The organism is Sphingobacterium pedocola (genome assembly GCF_015209965.1).
Taxonomy (GTDB): Bacteria; Bacteroidota; Bacteroidia; order Sphingobacteriales; family Sphingobacteriaceae; genus Sphingobacterium; species Sphingobacterium pedocola.
Map to the genome: position 1 here is coordinate 1,319,335 of NZ_MU158690.1, position 23,462 is coordinate 1,342,796.

The 23,462-nt window shown below is 39.5% G+C and carries 21 protein-coding genes; 11 read left to right on the plus strand and 10 right to left on the minus strand.

From position 1 onward, the window contains the following. Positions 1-14: 14 nt before the first annotated feature. The 6 genes from C4F40_RS15465 to C4F40_RS15490 all read left to right on the plus strand — a co-directional run bounded on the left by C4F40_RS15465 (position 15) and on the right by C4F40_RS15490 (position 6,210). Positions 15-1,739 (plus strand): TonB-dependent receptor, encoded by a 1,725-nt coding sequence (locus C4F40_RS15465; protein ID WP_196940285.1) that lies wholly within the window; start codon positions 15-17, stop codon positions 1,737-1,739. A 40-nt stretch (positions 1,740-1,779) separates the two neighbouring features. After that, positions 1,780-2,829 carry an HU domain-containing protein gene (locus tag C4F40_RS15470; protein WP_196940286.1) on the plus strand — a complete coding sequence of 350 codons (1,050 nt, stop codon included), beginning with the start codon at positions 1,780-1,782 and terminating at the stop codon, positions 2,827-2,829. Between the two features lie 42 nt (positions 2,830-2,871). Continuing rightward, positions 2,872-3,573 carry a MotA/TolQ/ExbB proton channel family protein gene (locus C4F40_RS15475; protein WP_196940287.1) on the plus strand — a complete coding sequence of 234 codons (702 nt, stop codon included), beginning with the start codon at positions 2,872-2,874 and terminating at the stop codon, positions 3,571-3,573. A gap of 38 nt (positions 3,574-3,611) precedes the next feature. Next, on the plus strand, positions 3,612-4,019 hold the full coding sequence (locus tag C4F40_RS15480) for an ExbD/TolR family protein (protein WP_196940288.1): 408 nt from the start codon (positions 3,612-3,614) through the stop codon (positions 4,017-4,019). Between the two features lie 64 nt (positions 4,020-4,083). Then, positions 4,084-4,908, plus strand: a complete 825-nt coding sequence (locus C4F40_RS15485; RefSeq protein ID WP_196940289.1) for an energy transducer TonB family protein — start codon at positions 4,084-4,086, stop codon at positions 4,906-4,908. Between the two features lie 6 nt (positions 4,909-4,914). Next, positions 4,915-6,210: a bifunctional folylpolyglutamate synthase/dihydrofolate synthase gene (locus tag C4F40_RS15490; RefSeq protein ID WP_196940290.1), complete on the plus strand. Its 1,296-nt coding sequence runs from the start codon at positions 4,915-4,917 to the stop codon at positions 6,208-6,210. Here C4F40_RS15490 and C4F40_RS15495 read toward each other — a convergent pair. The 6 genes from C4F40_RS15495 to C4F40_RS15520 all read right to left on the minus strand — a co-directional run bounded on the left by C4F40_RS15495 (position 6,202) and on the right by C4F40_RS15520 (position 13,208). Continuing rightward, on the minus strand, positions 6,202-6,570 hold the full coding sequence (locus tag C4F40_RS15495; RefSeq protein ID WP_231390086.1) for a DUF4180 domain-containing protein: 369 nt from the start codon (positions 6,568-6,570) through the stop codon (positions 6,202-6,204). The genes C4F40_RS15490 and C4F40_RS15495 overlap by 9 nt on opposite strands. After that, positions 6,563-7,585 carry an asparaginase gene (locus C4F40_RS15500; protein WP_196940291.1) on the minus strand — a complete coding sequence of 341 codons (1,023 nt, stop codon included), beginning with the start codon at positions 7,583-7,585 and terminating at the stop codon, positions 6,563-6,565. Before C4F40_RS15500 ends, C4F40_RS15495 begins: the two co-directional genes overlap by 8 nt. Positions 7,586-7,588: 3 nt before the next feature. Beyond that, the gene (locus C4F40_RS15505; protein WP_196940292.1) at positions 7,589-8,368 is read right to left on the minus strand and encodes a TatD family hydrolase; all 780 of its coding nucleotides are present in this window, start codon (positions 8,366-8,368) and stop codon (positions 7,589-7,591) included. Positions 8,369-8,512: 144 nt separating this feature from the next. After that, positions 8,513-9,496 carry an FKBP-type peptidyl-prolyl cis-trans isomerase gene (locus tag C4F40_RS15510; protein ID WP_196940293.1) on the minus strand — a complete coding sequence of 328 codons (984 nt, stop codon included), beginning with the start codon at positions 9,494-9,496 and terminating at the stop codon, positions 8,513-8,515. A gap of 19 nt (positions 9,497-9,515) precedes the next feature. Continuing rightward, positions 9,516-10,526, minus strand: coding sequence for a DHH family phosphoesterase (locus C4F40_RS15515; RefSeq protein WP_196940294.1), 1,011 nt, complete (start codon positions 10,524-10,526; stop codon positions 9,516-9,518). A 48-nt stretch (positions 10,527-10,574) separates the two neighbouring features. Beyond that, entirely contained in the window at positions 10,575-13,208 is a 2,634-nt protein-coding gene (locus tag C4F40_RS15520) for a PQQ-binding-like beta-propeller repeat protein (RefSeq protein ID WP_196940295.1), read from the minus strand. Between the two features lie 134 nt (positions 13,209-13,342). On the opposite strand from C4F40_RS15520, the gene C4F40_RS15525 reads away from it, so the two are divergent. Continuing rightward, entirely contained in the window at positions 13,343-13,732 is a 390-nt protein-coding gene (locus tag C4F40_RS15525) for a DUF423 domain-containing protein (RefSeq protein WP_196940296.1), read from the plus strand. Positions 13,733-14,382: 650 nt separating this feature from the next. Beyond that, positions 14,383-16,863, plus strand: coding sequence for a replication restart helicase PriA (gene priA, locus C4F40_RS15530; RefSeq protein ID WP_196940297.1), 2,481 nt, complete (start codon positions 14,383-14,385; stop codon positions 16,861-16,863). Positions 16,864-16,904: 41 nt separating this feature from the next. Here priA and C4F40_RS15535 read toward each other — a convergent pair whose 3' ends face one another. From C4F40_RS15535 to blaOXA, 3 genes are all read right to left on the minus strand, one after another. Further along, complete coding sequence (locus C4F40_RS15535; RefSeq protein WP_231390087.1) at positions 16,905-17,768, minus strand: DUF6265 family protein; 864 nt, start codon at positions 17,766-17,768, stop codon at positions 16,905-16,907. Between the two features lie 49 nt (positions 17,769-17,817). Next, entirely contained in the window at positions 17,818-18,675 is an 858-nt protein-coding gene (locus C4F40_RS15540; RefSeq protein WP_196940298.1) for a DUF4886 domain-containing protein, read from the minus strand. A gap of 141 nt (positions 18,676-18,816) precedes the next feature. Beyond that, entirely contained in the window at positions 18,817-19,635 is an 819-nt protein-coding gene (gene blaOXA / locus C4F40_RS15545; protein WP_196940299.1) for a class D beta-lactamase, read from the minus strand. A gap of 150 nt (positions 19,636-19,785) precedes the next feature. Between blaOXA and C4F40_RS15550 the strand changes: the two genes are divergently transcribed. From C4F40_RS15550 to C4F40_RS15560, 3 genes are read left to right on the plus strand one after another with little or no spacing between them, the layout of a single operon-like run. Next, positions 19,786-20,442, plus strand: a complete 657-nt coding sequence (locus tag C4F40_RS15550; RefSeq protein ID WP_196940300.1) for a protein-L-isoaspartate(D-aspartate) O-methyltransferase — start codon at positions 19,786-19,788, stop codon at positions 20,440-20,442. 23 nt (positions 20,443-20,465) lie between these two features. Beyond that, on the plus strand, positions 20,466-22,283 hold the full coding sequence (locus C4F40_RS15555) for a MutS-related protein (protein WP_196940434.1): 1,818 nt from the start codon (positions 20,466-20,468) through the stop codon (positions 22,281-22,283). Positions 22,284-22,296: 13 nt separating this feature from the next. Then, a complete protein-coding gene (locus tag C4F40_RS15560) occupies positions 22,297-22,704 on the plus strand; it encodes an acyl-CoA thioesterase (RefSeq protein ID WP_196940301.1) in 408 nt (135 codons plus the stop codon). Between the two features lie 31 nt (positions 22,705-22,735). Here the strand turns inward: C4F40_RS15560 and smpB are convergent, their stop codons facing one another. Further along, entirely contained in the window at positions 22,736-23,191 is a 456-nt protein-coding gene (smpB, locus tag C4F40_RS15565; RefSeq protein WP_196940302.1) for an SsrA-binding protein SmpB, read from the minus strand. Between the last annotated feature and the right edge of the window lie 271 nt (positions 23,192-23,462).

The window sequence follows — 23,462 nt, forward strand, 5'->3', positions numbered from 1 at the left end:
GAAAAAATAAATAGATGAAATTGCATAAAACAGGATTTAAGAATTATGCTATAGTAGCGTTTTTAGTGGGTTTTGGTTCACAAGGGTTAGCGCAGGAGAATCCCGACAAGCCGGTTACTATAGATTCTTTTGATGTCGTACGTGACTATAAACCTATTCTTGCAGATGCGGTAAAGATTCGTCGTAGCCCGGATATGACCAATAAACGTAGCTATATGCCAACATTATCATACGGCAACGTGGTTGATAAGAAATTGGATATTAATACAGGTTTGAAACAATTGGATGTGCAGGAGATGCCATTCACGAGAATAGAGGACATCACGAGCAATTATGTGAAATTAGGGATCGGTAATTTTGGTACCGTACTTGGCGAAGCTTACCTTGCTGTCGAAGATTATGAGAATATTCGTTTTGGAGGCTTTGTAAAACATCTCAACCAAAAGGGAAGTTTGGAAGACCAGAAGTTTTCGAGACAGGAAGTTGGTGTGTTCGGTAGAAGAGTACTTCCAGCGTTTACCGTGGATGGATTGATTGGTTACAATAGATATGGTACGCGCTTCTACGGTATACCGAACGATATAGAAGGCAATTCTTTAAACCCAGCACGTGAGGCACAGCGTTTCAATGACATCTACTTTACAGGTGAATTAACCAGTAATTTTGATCCGCTGAATGAAGATGCACTCTCGTATTCGGCCAAAGTAGATGCATATACGTACAAGGATAAGTTTGATGCGAATGAAAACTCCGTAGCGCTCTCCGCTTACCTGAACAAGAGAGTACGCGCCTTTAATATTGGTGCTAATGTTGCTGTAGATGTCAATTCTATTGGTGGAACGGCAAACACGGCAAACGACGGTAAGATCAATAATTCACTGGCGAATATTAATCCGTACATCAGCTTTAAAGGAGATAACTATGCGATCACGCTAGGGGCTAATTTGGTGTCTGAATTTGGAGATAGCAGCAGATTTAATATTTTCCCTTCCGCAGAGGTTGATTTCTCTTTAGTACCTACTTATATCCATCTATTCGGGGGTATCAATGGGGGGGTACAACGTGCTTCCTATAAAACTTTCACCCAGCAAAATCCCTATTTAGGCCCTGAACAAGACTTTAAGAACATAGTAGAACGCCTTAGTTTCTTCGGAGGAATCAAGGGAAATGCAGGTGCTACCTTTGGGTATAAGGCTAAAGTGATGTACAAGACTTTGGAAGGGTTGCCCTTATTTGTGAATAACCTAAATAATCCTTTTCAATTTGATTTAATTTATGACGGTAACGAAGACAATACCGTCAAATACATTGGCTTGGAGGGAGAAATTAATATTAGGCTTTCAGAATTGATTAACTTAGGCGGAAAGCTAAACATCGATCAATATACTACTGCCACCGAAGAAGAAGCGTGGTTTACGCCAAAGATGCGTTTGGCGGCTAATGCAAGGTTTAACATATCAGAAAAATTGTACATCGACGCAGAGGCGTTATTCCATGGGACATCATATGCAAAATCTTATGATTACGATGGACCAGGTTTTGTGCCAGATCCAAGTTCGTACCGTAAAGAAAGTATTCCTGCATTTTTTGATTTAAGCGCAGGTGCTGAGTATAAAGCATTGAAAAATTTGGGCATCTTTGTAAAAGCAAACAACATCTTCAATAACGAATATCAACGTTACTTATATTATCCGAAACTGGGATTTGGAGTGATTGGTGGACTTAATTTTTCATTTTAAAGAAATAAGGTTATAAATTTGCAGGTCAAAGTCATAATAAATGAATTTAGGTAAACTAATACATACATTATTAAAGCGTCAGACAGAAGTATATGTCAAAGGCTTAGGGGTATTTAAAAGAATACATACGCCGGCGACTTTTGATGCTAAAAAGAATGTGTTCTTACCGCCTATTACATTTATTGAGTTTGATTCAAGGTCTACCGAAGGTTATGATTTTGTGTCGTACTTACAGCAGATGAAACAAAATGACCGTGTGGATGCTGAACAAGAGATCGATACCGTTGTACATACTATTGTTGAGCAACTAAATCAAAAAGGTCAGGCGAAGCTGGATGATTTAGGATATCTAGTCAGTTACGGTGATAGTTATGTATTCAAAGCTATCGATCTCAGCGGATTCAGTTATGAATCTATGGAAGATAAATTTTATTCTCCCGCTGAAGAAGAGCCCAAACCGGTTATAGAAGAACTTTCTCATGATGAGATCGTGATTACCAATCCGCCTGTTGAGGAACCTATAGTACAAAAAGAAGAGGTTGAGGATGTTTTTCCGATTGAGGCTATTCCGACTGATCCTGAGATTGTACATGAATCTCAACGTTCTGTGAATTCGATGTGGTATGGTTTGGTAGCTATCGTGGCATTGTCGCTAATAGGTGGACTTTATTATTATAGTACGTTGAACCCGAATGAGAACAATAGATCCCTTGCCGTACCGGTTGAACCCGATACGTTGACGTCTACGATTTCGGTAGATACGAATAAAATTGCGATGACTCAGGATACCTTGGTATTATCGGATACAAGTGAGGTCGAGATTCCTATTCAGGAGGCTGAAAGGCCCGTAGTGAAGCACAACTATCAAATTGTGATAGGATCACATCGAACTTTAGCGCAGGCTTATGAACAGGCAGAAGCTTTTCATAAAGACGGGTATAAGAGTGTAAAAGTAGTGTCTCCTAATCTTGCGCATAACCGTAAGAAAGTGGTATGGGATACGTACGCGACGAAAGCGGAAATGGATTCCGCATTGAATTACGTACAAAAGCACATTATTGCAGATGCTTGGCCAGATAAAATTAGATAGAATAAAAATAAAAAACCATTACAATAAATTTTATAGATTACTATGTCATTATTACAAGACAATCTAACTGTAGACACGCTGAACCAAGTTCAGCAACAGTCTGTACAATTAGCCGCACAAGAAGAGCATTTGAACTTGATTCAATTATTGATGAAGGGCGGTTGGATTATGATTCCTATTTTGTTACTCTTTTTTCTCGGATTGGTAATCTTTATTGAACGTTATATTACGATTAGGAATGCATCAAGATCGGACGGCGGATTGATGGCGCAGGTAAAAAGCAATGTATTGTCGGGCAAGCTCGACGCTGCCATCGCTGTATGCCGCTCAAGTAATTCCGCGTTATCGCGTATGTTGCAAAAAGGTCTGACACGGGTCGGTCGTCCCATCAAAGATATCGAAGGCGCGATTGAAAACGTCGGTAAATTAGAGGTATCCAAATTGGAGAAAAATATTAATATCTTGGGTATTATTGCTGGTATCGCACCGATGCTTGGTTTCGTAGGTACCATCTTTGGTGTTATTCAGATTTTTCGCGAGGTAGAAATTGCTGGAGGCATCGATATCGGAACGGTTTCGGGGGGGCTTTATGTGAAGATGATCGCTTCAGCCTCGGGATTGACGATAGGTATCTTGGCGTATATCGGCTACCATATCCTAAATATGATGGTAGAGCGCCTGATCTTACGTATGGAAACAGAGGCTGTGGAGTTTATCGATCTATTGGACGAGCCGGGAGTTTAAATTAGTTCATTTTTACTTTTTACTTTTTACGTTGAAAAATGAATATACGAAATAGACGAAATAGACCTGCTGCTGAAGTACATACAGCGGCATTGAATGACATCATGTTTTTTTTGATGTTATTCTTTCTGTTGGCGTCGGCTGTTGCCAACCCACAGGTCGTAAAGTTATTATTACCACGCTCAAGCGCGGGAGAACAATCTGTAGCGAAAAAAACCGTTACCGTTTCTGTAACGAGTGATCTCGTGTACCATGTGGATAGGCAGGTGGTACCCTATGAGTCGTTAGAACAAGTCTTACAATCCCAGATGAATACAGGCGAAGAAGTAACTATCATGCTGTATGCCGATAGCACGGTGCCGATTCAAAATGTGATCTCGGTAATGGATGTTGCGAATAGATTGAAAATAAAATTAGTATTGGCGACGGAGCCCAAAAAGGATTAACAAATAAGTTGACCGGTATTAAACTTATTAAGGAGTTACTGGTCATACTCAAAACTAGAAGTGTATGTATTATCATCTTAAAGAAGAAAATAATATGCCAAAAGCGTTGGGCTATTCGTCCCTCGTCATGGTCGTATTAGTCGTTATTGGCTTCTTTATTGTGTTTGGCCAAAACAATCTGCCTGAATATGGCATGGGAGGTATTATTGTGAACTATGGTACTGCTGAAGAGGGAATGGGAGAGGATTACATGTCGATCGAAGAACCATCTATGGACGAGAATGCAAACAATGTAAAACCGGATAAAATAGATCCAGCAGAAACACCTATTCCTACACCGACTCAGCAAACGGCAGATAAAGTTGTCGCCACTCAGGATATGGATGATGCTCCAGCTGTTACAAAGGCTGAAAAGCCGGTAAAAACAACTGCGGTTGAAACAACTGTAGAAAAGAAAAATAGTACGCCTGCAGTTAATACAAATGCCTTATATAAGGGCAAAAAAAACAATGCAGCAGGATCGGGTGACGGGACGGGAACTACTCCCGGTAATCAAGGTTCCGCATTAGGTGACCCATTGGCTAGTAACTATGGCGAAGGGGGTTCTGGTTTTGGTAATGAACCTCTTTCCTTAAGCAGTAGACATTGGGCTGTAAGACCGAATATAAAAGATGAAGGTCAATTTAGCGGTGTTGTTGTATCAGAATTGACCATTGATAAGAATGGAAATGTTATCAGCGTGCGCTCAGGTGTAAAAGGGACTACATATGCGTCTTCTACGGTCAATGAAATGCTGAATAGAGAGTTGCGGAAAGGAAAGTTTAATGCCATTCCGAATGCACCGGATCGACGCACCGTTCGCGTCCAGATAGAATTTAAACTTAGATAGTCATTTATGAATACCTATACAGAAGTAATCGAATACTTATATAGTCGATTGCCTGTGTTTACCCGTGATGGTGCTTCCGCATATAAAAAAGATTTAGATCGTACCCTGGAATTGTGTGCCGCCTTGGATAATCCCCACCATAAATTTAAGACAATTCACGTAGGGGGAACGAATGGAAAAGGTTCATCTTCCCACATGCTCGCAGCAATTTTATCTTCTGCAGGATACAAAACAGGATTATATACATCTCCGCATTTAGTTGATTTTCGCGAACGCGTGCGGATAAACGGCGAAATGATAGCTGAACAATTTGTCGTTGACTTCGTAAACGCACATAAAGATCTGATAGCGGAAGTAATGCCTTCGTTTTTTGAGGTAACAGTTGCGATGGCTTTTGACTATTTTGCCAAAGAAGGAGTTGATATCGCGGTTATCGAAGTGGGATTGGGAGGTCGATTAGATAGCACAAATGTTATCTCTCCCCAGGCTGCCTTGATTACCAATATTGGCATGGATCACATGAACCTGCTTGGTGACACCATTCAGGAAATTGCGCGCGAGAAGGCCGGTATAATCAAGGCAAATACGCCTATTATCATTTCCGAATCTGATTCGTTGACAGCTTCGATATTTGAAGCTAGAGCAGAGGAGCTCCAAGCTCCATTATTATTTGCAGATCAGGTTTACAAGGCTGAGAGAATTTCCAGAGAGGCTGCTTATCAGTCTGTACACGTCACTGGGCCTTCACTGAACAATTTGTTTAAATTGGATCTGAAAGGTTCTTATCAACTTAAAAATATTTTAGGTGTATTGGCCATTGTAGATCAAATCCGTAAAATGGGATTCGATATTTCTACAAATGCACTAGAGACTGGACTGGGTAATGTGCAGCGGCTTACCGGACTTCAAGGTCGTTGGCAAACTATCTCGCTAGACCCCTTTATAATTTGTGATACCGGTCATAATGAAGATGGAATCAAGGAGGTCGTAAAAAATTTGCAGGAAGTTTCCTACAAAAAATTACATATTGTAATTGGCGTAATGAAAGATAAGGACCTTGATCATATGCTTCCTTTCCTGCCCAGCGATGCTGTTTATTACTTTTCAAGTCCAGATATGCCCCGTGCGATGACATCTCGGGAGTTACAGGAAAAGGCAACAAAGTACGGGTTGTCAGGCGAGTCGTTAGGCTCTGTGCGGCATGCCCTTGAAGCGGCGAAGAATGCCTTTCAAGGCGGCGATCTTATATTTATAGGAGGCAGCAATTTTGTTGTCGCTGAGGTCTTGCAATCCTTAGCTTAGCGCAAGCTGCAACGTGCTTTTGAAGTTGATCAAATTTCCTTTATTGCTTTCATATATAAAATCTGCTAGGCTTTTGCTGTCAAAATTAAAATCGCCCACGATAGCAAGCTGTAGATTATAAGTTGCGAATTTTTGAAGAATGTCTCCCGCTAATTTTGTCTTTAAATCAAAAAAATCGGGACTTATGTTCTTTTCATAAACAATGAGCTTATCAAAGCCTTGGTAATATACATTGCCCATTAGATCGGTCGCTTCTTCCAGTGTCTTAAAAATTTCTTCCGAAGTAGTGAGTTCTACTACCTTTTTGTTATTTATTTCGTGCGCGATGAATTGCATGTTAGCGTGGGTTTTTCTAGTCATTTATTGTTAATTCTCCGCGGATGTCTTGCTGCATCCAATAAGCAACCTCTTGTTGGTCGTCGAGTTCGCCCTGTAGATACATGAGCTTAGTGACTGCAGCTTCAAACGTCATGTCATAACCGTTTAGTACGCCTATGGCTTTAAGTCCTTGAGATGTTTCGTATCTTCCTAATTCGACGGATCCTACCTTGCATTGGGAGATATCGACAATATTTTTACCTTGTTGGATACACCCTTCTAATAAATTCAGAAACCAAGCGTCCGTCATGGTGTTTCCAGAACCAAAGGTCTCCATCACGATCCCTCTCACATCTGAATTTAAAATAGCTTCTACAGTGATTTTACTAATTCCGGGAAATAACTTAAGAACCGCGACACGATTATCAAGCTCGGTATGTAAGATAAACTCCTTGTTGCTGTTGTCTAGCAGGGCATCATCGTTATATTTCAAGTGAATACCGGCTTCTACCAGTACGGGGTAATTTGGGGAGCGAAACGCCTCAAATTTCGCGGAATTATACTTAAAGGAGCGATTCCCCCGAAACAATTTGTTGTCAAATAGAATGCAGACTTCTTGGATAATAGATCGCCCTTCTCTTTTTGCGGAGGCGATTTCCAATGCCGTCATCAAATTTTCGCGTGCATCGGTACGGATTTCACCGATAGGTAATTGCGAACCAGAAAATACGACAGGCTTTTGTAGACCTTCAAGCATAAAACTTAAGATAGATGCTGAAAATGCCATTGTATCCGAACCATGCAATATAACGAAGCCATCGTAACTGTCGTAATTGTCTTTGATTAATTGCGCCATTTCCAGCCAAATGGATGGATTCATGTTTGACGAATCGATGATAGGGGTAAAGGAGTGTACGGTGAGTTTGTAGTTGAGGCGGCTTAAGTCCGGTAGATTATTAGCAATGAGTTCAAAGTCGAAAGGAACAAAAGTGCCTGTTTCTGGGTCTTGCACCATTCCGATGGTTCCTCCGGTATATATAATAAAAATGTTGTTCATATATTAGATTCCAAAAACGGTTCGTGAATTGTTAGTTGTAATTTCTGCTAATTTCTCCATGCTGATTTGATGTAGATCAGCGACTTTTTCGGCTATATAATAAAGATATGCGCTTTCATTTTCTTTTCCTCGGAATGGACTGGGAGCTAGGTAGGGCGCGTCTGTTTCTAACACGATATGCTTTAGATCGATTTCTTTCACAACATGATCCAGTCCTGCTTTTTTGTACGTAACCACACCTCCGATGCCTAAAGCGAAACCTAGGTCGATAGCACGATGGGCCTGTTCCAGATTTCCAGTGAAACAATGAAAAATTCCAAATAGCTTATTATCCTTTAACTCATCCAGAAGCTCAAATATCTCATCAAAGGCTTCTCTGCAATGAATGGCAATCGGCAGTCCAAGGTCTTTTGCCCATTTCACCTGTGTACGAAATGCATCTTTCTGTATATCCAGCGTACTTTTATCCCAATAAAGATCTAATCCAATTTCACCAATAGCGTATATCTTGTGATTACTAATTGCTTTCTCAATGGTATTTAATTCGGCCTTATAGTCATTTTTGACACTACATGGGTGAAGGCCTAGCATCGCAAAGCAATTTTCAGGATAAGCTGCTACCGTATCAAATATAGGTTTGATGGACTGGGTATCTACATTTGGAAGAAAAAGACGGGTGATGTTTTTGTCAAAACAATCCTTTAACTGTACATCCAAACGTTCTGAATTTGCATGATAGTAAATATGGGTGTGGGTATCGGTGAGTTGGTATGTAGGTGTCATTATATTGTATTTGCGCCGTTCAAAAATAGTGTTTTGCGCTATAAAGACCTAATTCGGCACAAAAAAAGCGATTCCGTTAAAGGAATCGCTTTTTTATTTGAAAATTGTTAAGATAAAATCGCTTTATCTACCTTTTTATTAAACTTAATTTACAAGAGTATCTGGTGCTTGCTGAGGAAATGAAGGTGCTGGAGCAGCTCCTGTACCTTTTATGACATCGACTAATTCGATGTCGAATACCAACGGTGCATAAGGCGCAATTTTACCTTGGCCACCACGTTCGCCATATCCCAAAGATGAGGGAATAATCAAGGTAGCTTTCGTGCCTTTGTTCAATAATTGAATACCCTCTGTCCAGCCTTGGATCACCGGGTCATTACCAATACTGAAACGAATAGGCTCGTAAGGACGCATCGGGTTAAATGTATTGCTTTTCTTTGCTGTCTCAGGATCGCTAGTGTCAAACACCGTTCCGTTGGTTAATTTACCGGTGTAATTAACAACTACGGTGTCTCCTAAAGCTGGCTTCTCACCCTTACCTTCTTCTGTAACAATATATTGTAAACCAGAAGCCGTTTTTTTAGGTTCTAATTTATTAGAAGAGACATACGCAGTGATTTTTCCTTCTTCTCCTTTTTTCAAACCTTCTATTTCACCTTCGAAGTATTTGTTTACTTCAGCGTAAATAGCTGAATCCGTCAATTGTCCTTTTTTAAAGTGCTTCCTGACTTTTACGGTAAAGGTTACGAATTTGTCTGCAAACTCCGGTTTTGGCTGGCCTGTTTTCGCAGCCATAGTGTCTAAGTTTAGACGGAAGATAGCGCTATCGCCCTCGCCCAGCATTTTGAACATGGAGTTGTAATCTCCAGCATATAATCCGGGAATTGAATCTGGAGCAATATTTACGATTTGAGGTAACCCCATATCGTAGGTGCTATTTAACAATGAGTCATTTCTGTCGGATTTGATTGTCATGTCTACTGACAATAAATCGCCGGCCGCAGCTTTTTCTGCGCCTTCGTCGTCAACAATTTTGTACTCAAGACCACCATCACCCTTCTTGAAGTTTTGGCATGAAGCAGCAGTTAACAATACCGCTGCTGATAGAAATAGAATTGATTTCTTCATTTTATTTTATAATACTTATTTACGTTGTTAATAATTCTTTATATTCTGGTAAAATAGATTTAAATGTGTTTACTACGGTTGTAAGATCTTCGCTAGAGCTTCCGCCAGAGGCATTTAGATGCCCACCGCCATGGAAATATTTTTTACATATTTCATTGCACGGGATGTCGCCGATCGATCGCAAAGATAGCTTAATTAATTCAGTTCTGTCAACAATTAGTGCAGCGAGCCGGATGCCTTTTACCGAGAGCGCATAATTGACCAATCCTTCTGTATCTCCAGTACTGATTTCGAATTGTGCCAGATCATCCTTGCTAATGGAAAATAATGCGGTGTTGTATTCAGGAATTACTTCCAGGCAATTTAAAAGGCAGTATCCCAAAAATTTCAATCGCCGCTCGGTGGAGCTATTGTATATCTGCTCGTGGATTTCCCAATTGCGCGCACCGGCTTCTATTAGGTTAGCGATAATATGGTGCACAGCTGATGTGGTAGAGCGAAACCGAAAAGAGCCTGTATCTGTCATGATGCCTGCATACAGGCAGGTAGCAATGTTGGCGTCAATAAATTCTTTTCCGCCCAATATATCGGCAATGAAGGTATATATTAATTGTGCTGTTGCAGCGGCATTCGAATCCCAATAGGTCAATTGGGCAAAATCTTCGGGATCTAGGTGATGATCTATCATCCATTTTTGCCCTGAAGCGGCACGAATATACTCCTCTAAAACACTTGTACGAGAGAGTGCACTATAATCTAAACAAAAAATAATCGCCGCCTCATTCAATAGCCGTCTACATTTTTCTGGACTTTCGGGATAAGATACAATGACGTCACGTCCTGGCAACCAGTCTAGAAAAGTAGGGAAATCCGATGAAACGACCACACTTACGTCGTGGTTGTTCTTTTTCAGCCAGTGGTAAAGTCCTAAAGATGAGCCTAATGCATCACCATCGGGCTTATGATGAGTCGTGATTACAATTTTCTTAGGTTCGGTCAGTAACTTTAAATTCTCTTCTCCTTGTAGCATAGTATTGTTATGGGTACAAACGTACTAATAAATAATGTTCTTGTAAAATTATTTTTGATGTCGGAAAGCATAAAGTTTGTGATCTCGTCGCATGCACAATAAGAACGTTTCACTATTGTAGTTTATTTTTCCATAATAGAATAAAGGCTGCCCCTCTACTGGAAAGCCGTCTACTACTGATCCACCTTCATTAAACAAATAGATTAAATTGCTTGGCTTGGAAGCGATACCTATAGCGGAAGATCCCGTGGATGATCGGAAATACTGTGGTCTATTGGATATGTCTTTGGTAAAACTGTATTCAAAAAGTAGTTTCGTTGTATCTTTGGCCGTGATATCATAAACGCACAATCGACTGCCGTCTACAATGACCATCTCAGGTACACTTGAAGAGGCGATATTGACGAAATCAGCGTAGAATTTCGAATTCCACTTTTCGAGTCGCGTGACAACTGGTGGATTGTTCATTGGAAACTTGTAAATATTACTTGTAGTGTCTGTAGCTAGAACGGTAAATTCACCATTGCTCATCTCAATTGTTCCGATCGGGTTTCGAAATACGACATTTCCTGGCACATCGATATGCTTAGCGATAAGACCTTCTTTGTTAAATAAATAAATTCGTCCGTAGGTAGTGCCTATCGCAAAATGCTCACCCACCACTTTTATTTGGCCATTTATATCGCCAGCAATGTTTTCATCTTGGAAAAGGTCAACACGGGCACCGTCCAGATTGTACGTGTATATTTTTTTCTTAGTGGGAACTAAAATCAAAGATTGACCGCCTATAGAAGCAAGGGTAGGCGTAGCGATTGGTTCTTCGGGCACTCCCGTAGAAAACCCCTTTATCGGTCTTCCAGAAGTGTCAAAACGATACAATCTATTCCTATCTGTTACTAATATGATGGATCTGTCTGCGATTTGGATCATATCTCCAACTATCCGCCCAGAAAATACGGTAGACCATATGTTTCTACCTGATGGACTAATCGCGTGCAGCGTATGGTCTAATTCCTGCAACAGGATGAATTGGCTTGTATCCGAGTGCTCAAAGATGTAAGGTCTGGTAATTACGTTATTTTCTAGTGGATAGACCCATTCTGGAGTAGCACCAAGAGCAGTTTTGCTTTTATAAATGGCGTATACGCGAGACAAAAAACTTCCATTATTCCCTGACAGCTGAGTTGACCAAGAATAGAAGTCCTGATAGCCGAAGTTATCACTATTCCGGAAATTCTTTTGATATTGCTGTGGTAATGAGTTTAAAATTTTTGAATTTGCGTTTTTTGTATGTACGAAAAAGGTAATATTCGCTTCATTTCCTTGTAGCTTTTCAAAGTTCTTAAAACCAATAGTTCCTATTAACAGATTCCTGTTTTTCCAATCATTCTTGTAATCGCGTAGGGTATTACTGCTGTTTGCTACAACGAGTATATTCGCTATTTGTGCCACATATGGTCGCGGAAAAACTTTGAAAGCGTCGCCGCAGAACGCATAGAGTAGATTTGAATTCTTGAATCTATAAATGGAATCTCCTACATCTTCGAATAACTCACGTTTAAGGCGATTCCATGAATTTGTGTCGGCCAGACTGATAAAACCCATGTGGGTTTGGTTTGACTGTTCGATCAATGCAAATTCTGTACCTAGGGTTTGTCGAAATTTAGTAATGGCGATAGTATCTTTTTGTGACTTGAATTGGTTGTAAATTTTTTCTTTCTCCTTTCGGAATGTAAATAAGTCATCGAGATCTTCGGTGAATTGCCGCTGATTACTGACACTATATTCCATATATACGGCGGTAGCGGATGGAAAAAAATTGTATAAATACTGCGTCTTTTTCCTTTGGTTGCGGAATAAAGCAAGATAATTTCCATCTGTATTTTCAATTTCGCTCTCACCGGTCAGCATCAAAGCATCCTGCTTGAAGTTGATATTCCACGCAGATTGTCCTTTCAACCCTTCAAACTGTTTTAAAAAAGTGCCTGAACTCGTCCGCTGAAATTGTTGCACAGCAGCAGGAAGCTGTTGGTGAGGGAAAAAGACACTTAAAGGAGTGTTTCGGGAGTTATTTTTAATAAAATAATCAATTTGATCTTCCGAAAGGTGCTTCGTCTCTTTGCTCATTATAGTAGTCAAGAGCGGTTTGGCGTAGGAAGCAAAGAGAATGCTTTCGTAGTAAGTAACATATAATATAGAATCGATATGTCCACTGTTAAAAGAAAATATGTGCTGGTTCAGGGTGTCTTGTACCGCCACTTCGTAATCTTTCTCCATTTGCTGAATGATCGTAGACAGCTCATGAGCAGCTATTTTTTCGGTAGTTGGGATCGTAAATAGCGTTTCTACAGACTTTTTATCGCCTGGATGAAATGAAATGTAAATTTCAGAATCCGATACATACGATTTTAAAGCATCGTTACGTAGTATTTTTTTCTTGAATTCCTCCAGTCTTTTCGTTTCGTTAAAGCCGATAACGGCATCAAACACCTCAAAGTCTTTAAAAATATTATCTGTTATTTCGTCATTGCGAACAGATAAAATCAAAAGAGTATTTTCGGGTAGGTATTTCAAAGGTTTGACCGCTTCTTTGTGATCTTTATTCAGATCACTGAAGTAATAAATAGAAGCGCCAACTACAGCTATAAACAAAATAGCCGTTACGATAATCGTATTCCTCATGATACAAACCTACTTAATTATGACGCGAAAATAAAACCTAACCAAATAAAAAAAACAAAAATGTCTTTGCTTTTAAGGGATATTTTTTACATTTATAAGCAATATTTCCATAAATTTGAATTTTTAGAAACTAGATGAATAAGCAGATTATATTGACGGCCTCTTTTTTCGGGTTGGTCGCTGTTATATTGGGTGCATTTGGTGCACATGGTTTAGAAGGGAAAATAAATGAATACCATCTTGACACTTGGAAGACCGCCAATCAATATCACTTTTATCATACCTTGGCATTATTATTCTTGTCGACATTTTCAAGAGCTAAAAGTCGTTCCATACGCGTCTCATTTATTGCATTTACAGTAGGTATCTTGTTTTTTTCGGGCTCGCTATATGTATTGAGCGTACGTTCCCTACTCGATATAGAAAATGCATCGTGGTTGGGGCCTATTACGCCGATAGGCGGATTGTTTTTTATGACGGGATGGATAGGGTTGTTCGTGGCGGCAATACGACATCGTGCCTAATCCAAAAGTATAATATCTTTCACCTCGAAAACAAAACTATCGAGGTTTTTTGTTAAAATGGGTTTTAAACGAAGGGTTAATTTAGACAGTTTGTCGCCCGCTAATTCCAAATTGTATTAGCAACCATTAATATCTGTATTTTATCTTTTTGCCCTCATCGGTGGGCGGCCTCCTTCTTTTCTCTCAAAAGAAGCAAAAGTCGTTGCTGTGCCGGCTCGCCAGAACGGATCACCATTCCTGCTATTGACGACCCGCCAAGGCGACATTTAGCGTGTGTATCGGGGTAGTGCGTTTATTATTAATATTGGCCTTATAATCCCGCTGAGCTGAAATATAAAATAATATTTAAGAATAAAGCACTATCCTTACAAATTAGACAAATATCGCCTTAGCCATCTGCCAATTGCAGGAGGACGCACTAGCCATTCTGGCAAATGGGTACAGCGATGATTTTTTCCTTCTTTTTATAAAAAAAGAAGTCGCCCCTGCGCCGGCGACAGAGGCGCATAAAAATTGATTAAGAAAATCCTTCTTTTATTTATTACACCACCATCATGATCTGAGATTATAATTGTATAAAAAGCCAATTATGAATCTTGTTTTACTATAAGACATTGGTGAATGCGAAGCATTTTATTTAAGTTTGTTGTATGTCCAATTCCGAGCTGTTCGATCAAAAGCATAAAACGTTATTTGTCGAAGCTATCTTGCCATTGGCGATTGCCAAAACATATACATATCGTGTGCCACATGAAATGAATGACCGTGTGAAAGTAGGTGTTCGTATAATTGTGCAATTCGGAAAGAATAAAATTTATTCGGCTATAGTAAGATCCTTTTCCACGGACGCACCTTTTAAATATGAAGCGAAATACTTACTGGATATTGTAGACGAAGAGCCTATTGTGGATGGATCGCAGTTACGGTTGTGGGAATGGATGGCAGAATATTACATGTGTCATCTGGGTGAAGTTATGCAGGCGGCCCTTCCCGCAGCCTTAAAAATGGCTTCTGAAACTAAAATTGTTTTAGCAGACAACCCTGATCTGGATAGGTCCGACGTTTCTGATAAAGCTTATTTGATCTTGGAGGCTTTGGATATAGCCGGCGAATTGAGAGTAAGCGATGTTGTCAAGATATTAGGACAGAAATCCGTATTTCCCCTTTTAAAATCATTATTTGAGAAAGGGTATATTTTAATTTCGGAGGAAATTAAGGAACGGTATAAGCCTAAAACGAAAGCTTTTTTACGGCTAGCGTCAGAATATAACGATGCAGCGGGAAAGCGCTTATTATTAGACAGTCTTAATCGTGCCCCTAAACAGCAGGATGCTTTTTTGGCTTTTATACAATTGTCCAAAATAAAGGAAGATATTACGCGTCAGGAAATTATGGAGACTTCCGGTTGTGGAGCGGGAGCAGTGACGGCATTGATCGACAAAGGAGTGTTTGACGTTAAAGAAAAGTTGGTTAGTCGATTCAACGGTACGGACATTTTAGTAACGAAAGATTTTACCTTTAGTGAAAGTCAACAGAAATCTTACGACACTATTGAAGCTCAGTTCGAAAACAAAGAAGTGGTGCTATTGCATGGTGTAACCGCTTCCGGTAAGACACAAATTTATATTCGATTAATAGAACGCGCCTTGGCGGAAGGGAAAAATGCACTGTATCTCTTACCAGAAATTGCACTTACTGCACAAATTACGGCGCGACTCAAATTACATTTTGGAAACCAATTGGGTGTTTATCATTCGAAATTTAACGACAATGAACGAGCCGAAGTGTGGCATAAAGTTATTAAAGATGAATTTAGGATCGTAATTGGCGCGCGTTCGTCTGTTTTTTTACCATTCAAAAATCTCGGCCTTATCATTGTTGACGAGGAGCATGAGAATTCATACAAACAGTACGATCCTGCTCCTCGCTACCATGCAAGGGATACTGCGATATATTTAGCCCATATCCATCATGGAAAAGTTCTATTGGGATCTGCGACACCTTCCATCGAAAGTTATTACAATGCCAAAGCAGCTAAATATGGTTTTGTCAAGTTGTTGCAGCGCTTTGGAGAGGCACAGCTACCAGATATTCAGATTATAGATATTCCAGAAGAGAGCCGAAAGGAACAGATGCGTTCCTATTTTAGTGCTGATCTTTTAAGAAGTATAGCGGAAGCCGTAGGTCGAAAGGAACAGGTCATCTTATTTCAGAATCGTCGGGGACATACTCCTTTTGTGCAATGTAGTACGTGTGGCTACGTGGCCAAATGCGTCAATTGCGACGTGAGTTTAACGTATCATAAGACATCGCATTTGTTGCATTGCCACTACTGTGGGCATTCGGAGTCTCCGATTAATGTGTGTCCGGCCTGTGGTATGCCGCACATGGAGAGTAAGGGATTCGGTACCGAAAGGGTAGAGGAAGAACTAGAGATCTTGATGCCCGAACTTCGGATAGGTCGTCTCGATCTGGATTCAACAAAGGGCAAGTATGGATTTGATAAAATAATAGGCGCGTTTGATGATCATGAATTTGATGTGCTGATTGGTACGCAGATGGTAGCTAAGGGGTTGGATTTTGGACGCGTCAGTCTAATCGGAATTATCAATGCGGACGCCATAATTAATTTTCCTGATTTTAGGGCATATGAACGGGCTTTTTCATTATTTTCTCAGGTCGCGGGACGCGCCGGAAGAAGGCAGTCTCTCGGTAAAGTGATCATCCAGACCTATACGCCGAAGCATCGGGTAATTGAACAGGTGGTGAGTCATGATTACGATGGGATGTTTATGAAGGAAATTACCGAGCGTAAAAATTTTCAATACCCTCCCTTCTGTAGATTGATAAAAATGGATGTCAAGCATACAGATCAACAACAAGCTTTAGATTCCGCTAATCGGTTGGCTTCTGCACTTCGTTCCCATTTGGGAAATAGGGTATTAGGTCCCGAACCACCACTAGTGTCACGCGTGCGAAATCATTATATCCAAACAATTACCTTAAAGATCGAGCGGGCAAATATCAGTATCCATAAAGTGAAAGAGTTGATCCGGCAGGCGATTGCGCTGTTTGAACTAGATAAACATAATACTGGTGTGCGTATCCAAATTGACGTGGATCCTTATTAATAATTTTAGCTCTAGATAATGCTGACTTTTCTACTGTAATATTAAGGACTTAATTTCCATATTTTATCAGCGGAAGGAAGATACTCCGGCAAAGCCGCCGAGCCATACCAATTAAATAATTCATAAGCAAGAAGGTTTTCTTGAATGGCCGGGTCTGTCATTAATATTTCATCTGCTTCAGCCAAGGATGTTACGTTTAGAACAAAAACTCCACGATAAGTTCGTTCATTTTTTTCCAAGGGCCCGGCAAGAATCAGCCTACCTTGTTCCACAAGGTTATTGATGTTGTCTAAATGCCTTCTGAAGACGTTGTTTATAAATTCTTTGTCGTCAGTCAGATTGCTCCCCGTTTTCAGTACAACGAGAACATACATCTTCATCCCATAATCATCTGCCCCTAACTTTTGTGCGAGTGTAGCATTATAATTTGGATTAGCATTAGTGGAATCTAAAACTGTGTTTGTTGTATGCTGCTTCAGTAATCTGTAGGAATATTTTTTTTGTTCTCCGTCCGAAATCTGAACAGAAATCTCCGAATCGGTAAGTTTTTTATAAACAATTTTTTTGGGAAAATCATGCGCTAGGTTTTCAAATACCAAAGCCGTATCAGAAAGTGTTTGTTTGAAATTAATTGTTTTTCCGGCATTTTGACCCTTCACAGCGGCGGAATACACTACTTCTTTACCTTTGTGATAAATAGTTGTATACTCGGTAACCACTATAATGCCATTTTTGAACAGATAAGAAAACCCTTTCAAAGTACGTGGATTTAACTTATCCCAATGCTCGTAATGGTTTCTGTCCTTCCTTTTCCAAGTGCCTTCAAGAAAATCTGGAAATATCGTTTGAGAAATACTCTGTTGGGCAAGCAGAATGGCCAAAAATACAAGTAGGTACCTCATCATTTTTTTTGTCTTGGGTAAGTAATACTAAGATATCCATTTTTGTCCGTTATTATAGCTTAATCTTAGAAATTTTAAAAGGTTTTTTTACGGCTTTGTGTGCAGCATTTTTCGCGATACTGTCTTGTAATTCTGTTATATTTTCTGGTTTATAGCTATTCTCGCGGACATCAAGGCCGAAGAGTTTTTCATACCACGTACAGGCAGCTGTAAATCGTCCATATGCTAAATTTAGATGAAAACCGTCACGTGTGAATTGATCACCGATAGAACTGGTACGTGCATTTTGAATAGCCGTGCCTGCTGGGGTGACAAAAGCGAATTTTTTCGATTGATGGATTTTTTTAGTAGCAGTTAAAATGGCTTTATACATTGCCATCTGATTCTTGTCATAATTTTTAAATCCTTCGTGTTTGGAGTCATGCTGATATGCCCAGGTCTGATGGTACACTATTTTGGCGTCGGGGGATACGGCTCCTTTTACATAATCTAGTAATGCTGGAAGGCTCTCCATGATGATGTCGTACTGGCCCGAATAGGGACTGGCCTGCTGTAGGCTGACATAATCCCAGTTCTCATCTTTAAGCGTTTCGGATATACTAACATTTTTGGTTGTTGTCTTTATACCATCGAGCGCAATCTTTCGATAACTGTAACTGGCTTTGTCGGCATTGATATTTTTCATATGAAGTTCCAAAGACGCACCCCCAATGTACAGATTACCAATGATGATTTTTTTATCTGCTGCAGCAGCAAGTTCATGAAGGTAATTTTCTAGCGCGTCTTCTGAAAAACTATTTCCAATAGCTAGAATTTTTAAGATACCGTCATCATCGCGATTTACTTGTTGTCCGAAGGCTATCTGAAAATGTAACGTGGTGATAAAAAGATAGAAAATAATTTTTTTCATAAGGATATACTTTGTGGGCTCGTCTGATCTCCAGAAGATCAATAAGCTCGATTATTTATTTGTGTTTGTTTTATTCTTGAATATTTCACAGCTAATTCGTGCCGTTATTTTTTTAAACAATGTTCTACCGATTAGGATACGCTATAAAAGTTTCATTTGATGCAGTGCTTCACGGATTGCCGTTACACGGGAAGGAGCGAACTGTTCCATATGATTGATGTCTTTTGGCACGACATTTAGTGCAAAGTAATAAACACGCTCACCTTTTTCAAAAAATCCGACGAACCATCCGTTGTTATCTTTTTCATTATAGGACCATCCTGTTTTTCCATTTAGTGTATAATCTGTCGTTCTTTCAATTTGAAAAAGCTTCAGCATTTTGTTGCGTGTTGAGGTTAAAATCGGTAGTTTTTTGGTATAAAAACGTTGCAGAAAATCAATCTGCTCCATCTGCGTTATTCTGGAATTACCATACAACCAGAAGTTATCAAGCGTTTCGTTTCTTACATCCATGGTCGGATAATGTAATTTATTGAGGTAATTTTTCATGTTTTCTACGCCAATATTACGGGCGATCTCTTGAAAACAAGGTACGCAGGAGGCCTGGAAAGCTTCTCGAAAAGTGAGATCTTTTTCCCAACTCTCAAACGCCCTCTTTTCGCCATTCCATTTAATTACTGTGCTGTCGCTGCTAATGATAGACGTCTCCAAGGCAACGATGGCGTTTGGTATTTTAAATGTGGAGGCGGGAAGAAAACCCTTATTGGCCCAATCAAAATCATTTGAATAGTAGATTTTCTTTTGTGGATCATAGATTAAAATTGATCCTTTTATATTTTGAGTATCTAATATACCATCGAATATTGTTTTGTAACTTTCATCCAGTTTGCTGTTACTTTTTGGATTGCCGCAACCAACCAAAGACGTCGTAAAAGCAAGGAGAAGGAGTAGTCTAATCATTGTGGTTTTATTTAAGGAGGGAAGATACAAAATCTTTAGAAAAGGATACCAATATATTGTCTAAACTTCGGATTAACGAATCTCCTGAGCTAAAACATTTTGCATTTAAATAGCGATAATATGCCCTAACTATGGTATTTTTGAGGAACAATGGCATACAAATTTGTAGATAACTACCGAGAAAAAGGCGCGCGAAAGCAACTTGTAAAACACCTGGAAAAAAGAGGGATAGAGGATAAAAATGTATTGCGGGCAATCGGGAAGGTGCCACGTCATTTTTTCTTTGATGAAACCTTTTGGAATCAGGCTTATAGAGATATTGCCTTTCCAATCGGGGATGGGCAAACAATTTCACAACCTTATACTGTAGCCTATCAATCTGAACTATTACATGTGAAAGATGGCGATAAGGTTTTAGAAATTGGAACGGGATGCGGTTATCAATCTTGTATTTTGCTGGAATTAGGTGCCGATCTGTATACAATTGAGCGTCAAGAGAATCTATACAACCGGACGATACAAGTGTTGCCGTACATCGGGTACAAGCCACATTTTTTTCTAGGTGATGGATCGAAAGGAATTCCCGAGCATGCACCTTATGATAAAATCATAGTTACAGCTGGAGCACCGTTTGTTCCAGATGTAATGCTCAAACAGTTGAAACCGGGAGGTCTTTTAGTTATTCCTGTTGGGGATGAAAATTCGCAAAAGATGGTTACAATTTTACGAGTCGGCGAAAATAATTTTGAGCGTATTGATTTAGACACGTTCAGGTTTGTACCTTTAGTAGGTGATAAGGCATGGTAAAAATTGATAACTTTAAGGCAGAAATGAAAGAATTTTATAACCGAAATATAACCACTACTGAAGCCGAGTTGGTAGTCATTGAAAAAAGAGTGAACACCAACAGTTTATTTCGACTGGCGGTGATATTATTGGGGGGTACAATCCTGTTTAAAATATTTCAGCTCAATAACGTTCTTTTGCTGTTTGTAGTGGTGATTACTATTCTTCTACTATTTTCATATCTGATTTTGCGTCAAAGCAAATTAGAGAAGAAAAGGGAAGACAAAAGAGCGTTTCTTCGCGTGAATAAAAACGAAATTGACCTTCTACAAGGTCATGTAAATATATATAGTAATGGAGAGCAGTTTGAAGACGGGAAACATCCCTATATCTCAGACTTAGACGTCTTTGGGCCACATTCGTTATTCGAAAAAATAAATCGTTCAGCTACTCCGGATGGTGTGGAGCGGTTAGCTTCTTGGTTTTTGAAGAGTGCAAATAAGGAAATCATATGCAGTCGCCAAAGGGCCAGCGCAGAAATAACTGAAAAGAAAAACTGGGCCCAGCAGCTCCAAACAAAATTGCTTTTCAATCTTGGACAAAAAACAAATATCAAAGTATTCTTGACAAAATACCTGGGTGACGAGTCTTTAAATTTCGGTTCATCGTTCATGAAGGGCTATGTGTCGATTGCCCCGTTGCTGTTTTTAATAGGGGGGAGCGTGTCCATTTTTTTGTACCCTATATGGGGATACCTCGCTATTTTGGGATTGGTACATCTTTGTTGGTCTATGGCGCTAGGAGGGAAAGTAAGTCATTTTTCAAGCCGGATTGATAAGATTGGAACTACGTTGGTTGCTTATTCGGATGCTATTCAACTTGTTGAAAATGAAGAATTCACTGCAGACCTGAACGTTCAGCTTCAGGAAGAACTGAAAACAGACAATGCCGAAAAGAAACTCTCGCAAGCTTTTCGCGAGTTGGGTAAATTGATAGATAAACTTGATGCGAGAAACAATATTTTAGTAGGAGCAATTCTCAATATTATCTTTCTTTGGGATTTTCGTCAGGTCTTGTCTATTGTAAAATGGAAGAAAAATTATGAAGGAAATATTGTTCACGCGTTTGATGTGATAGCAGATTTTGAGGCCTTACTGGGGCTGTCCACCCTGCAAAGAAACGAATCGGATTGGAGTACGCCCGTAATTTTGGATAATTATTTGGAAGATGGTATGAATGCCGAGGGTATTAATCATCCGTTGATTCCGGTTCATCAAGCTGTTGCAAACAACTACGATGCAAAAGTACATCGTGTGGCGTTGGTAACCGGATCCAATATGGCGGGCAAAAGTACATTTTTACGTACCGTTGGGGTTAATGCGGTATTAGCATACGCCGGAGCAGTGGTTTGTGCTAAGCAATTTAGACTTCCGATCTACAGATTAGTTACCTATATGCGTATCAAAGACAGCCTGAATGAAAGTACTTCCACGTTTAAGGCCGAGTTGGATAGGGTGAAATTTATTCTAGGTATCGTAGAGGTTGCTGACGATAGTTTCTTTTTGATCGATGAAATGTTACGTGGCACAAATTCAGTAGATAAGTACTTGGGATCGCGCGCTATTATCAAAAAATTAATTGCGATGAATGGCAGGGGGATGGTAGCGACACACGACCTGCAACTGGCTACCTTGGAAGATGAATACCCATCAATTCTTCAAAACTATCATTTTGATATTCAGATAAAGGAAGGGGAAATGTTGTTTGATTATAAACTTAAGGACGGACAATGCACTGTTTTTAATGCTTCTTTACTTTTGAAAGGCATCGGGATTGACGTGGATAGTTCCAATTTTATCTAAAATTTATTAGGTTATGACATTAGAAGAGCGAATTGATCGGTCCGAAACCCGCGTGTGTACAACTGTATTCCCCTTTTTAACGAATCATCATGACACGCTTTTCGGTGGCAAAGCAATGGCAATAATGGATGAAGTTTCTTTTATGGCTGCGACGAGATTTTGTAGAAAGACGTTAGTGACGGTGTCGTCGGATAGGATTAACTTCGAAAAGGCGATTCCTTCGGGAAGTATCATTGAAGCCATTGGGCGAGTGGATAGCATTGGACGAACCAGTCTAAAAGTAAAGGTAGAAATCTATTTAGAAAAGATGTACGAAGAAGGACGTGAACTAGCTATTCAGGGTATGTTTACCTTTGTGGCTCTGGATCAAAATAAGCAACCGATCCCGGTTTTGGACGGACTTATGCTTGATAATAAATAGGGTAGAAGGACAAACTCATTGAAATAGATTGCTATCGCTTCATTACGCGGTCAAGTTCACGTTTACTATCCCGTTCTTTAATTGTTTCACGTTTGTCGAAGTCTTTTTTTCCCTGTGCTACGGCAATTTCTACTTTTGCAAATCCTCTTTCACTAATAAATATCCGTAACGGTACAATAGTAAACCCTTTTTCTTCTCCCTTTTCTTTGATTTTTTTTAATTCTTTTTTGTTCAATAGTAATTGACGGTCTCGTTTTGACTCGTGATTATAAAACGAACCAAAGGAGTATTCTGCAATGTGCATATTGCGTATATACAATCCCTTTTCAAAAAAGGCACAAAAGCTATCGTTTATATTTGCTTTTCCTTCGCGTATAGATTTGATCTCCGTACCTAATAGTCGTATACCGGCCACATATTTATCTAGCAGTTGGTATTCAAATGATGCCCTTTTGTTTTTAATGTTGATTTGAGAAGATATAGCCATGTTTAATTGCAAATAACAGCAAATGTAATGATTTTCGAACTTTATTCACTTTTAATTCATTATTCTATTGGAGTTATGTTAACAATAATTTAATTTTATGATATTTATATGGTTTTTCGGCTATGCGAAATATCTTGAAGTTTTGTATGTTTGCACCGATTTTTATAATGTACAAGATGTGCACGTTTTAGTTTAAATTGTTGACCGTTAGCGGATTGATGTAGTCTTAACGTATTTTAGAAGCTAAAATTGTATATGTTGTTTTGTTTTT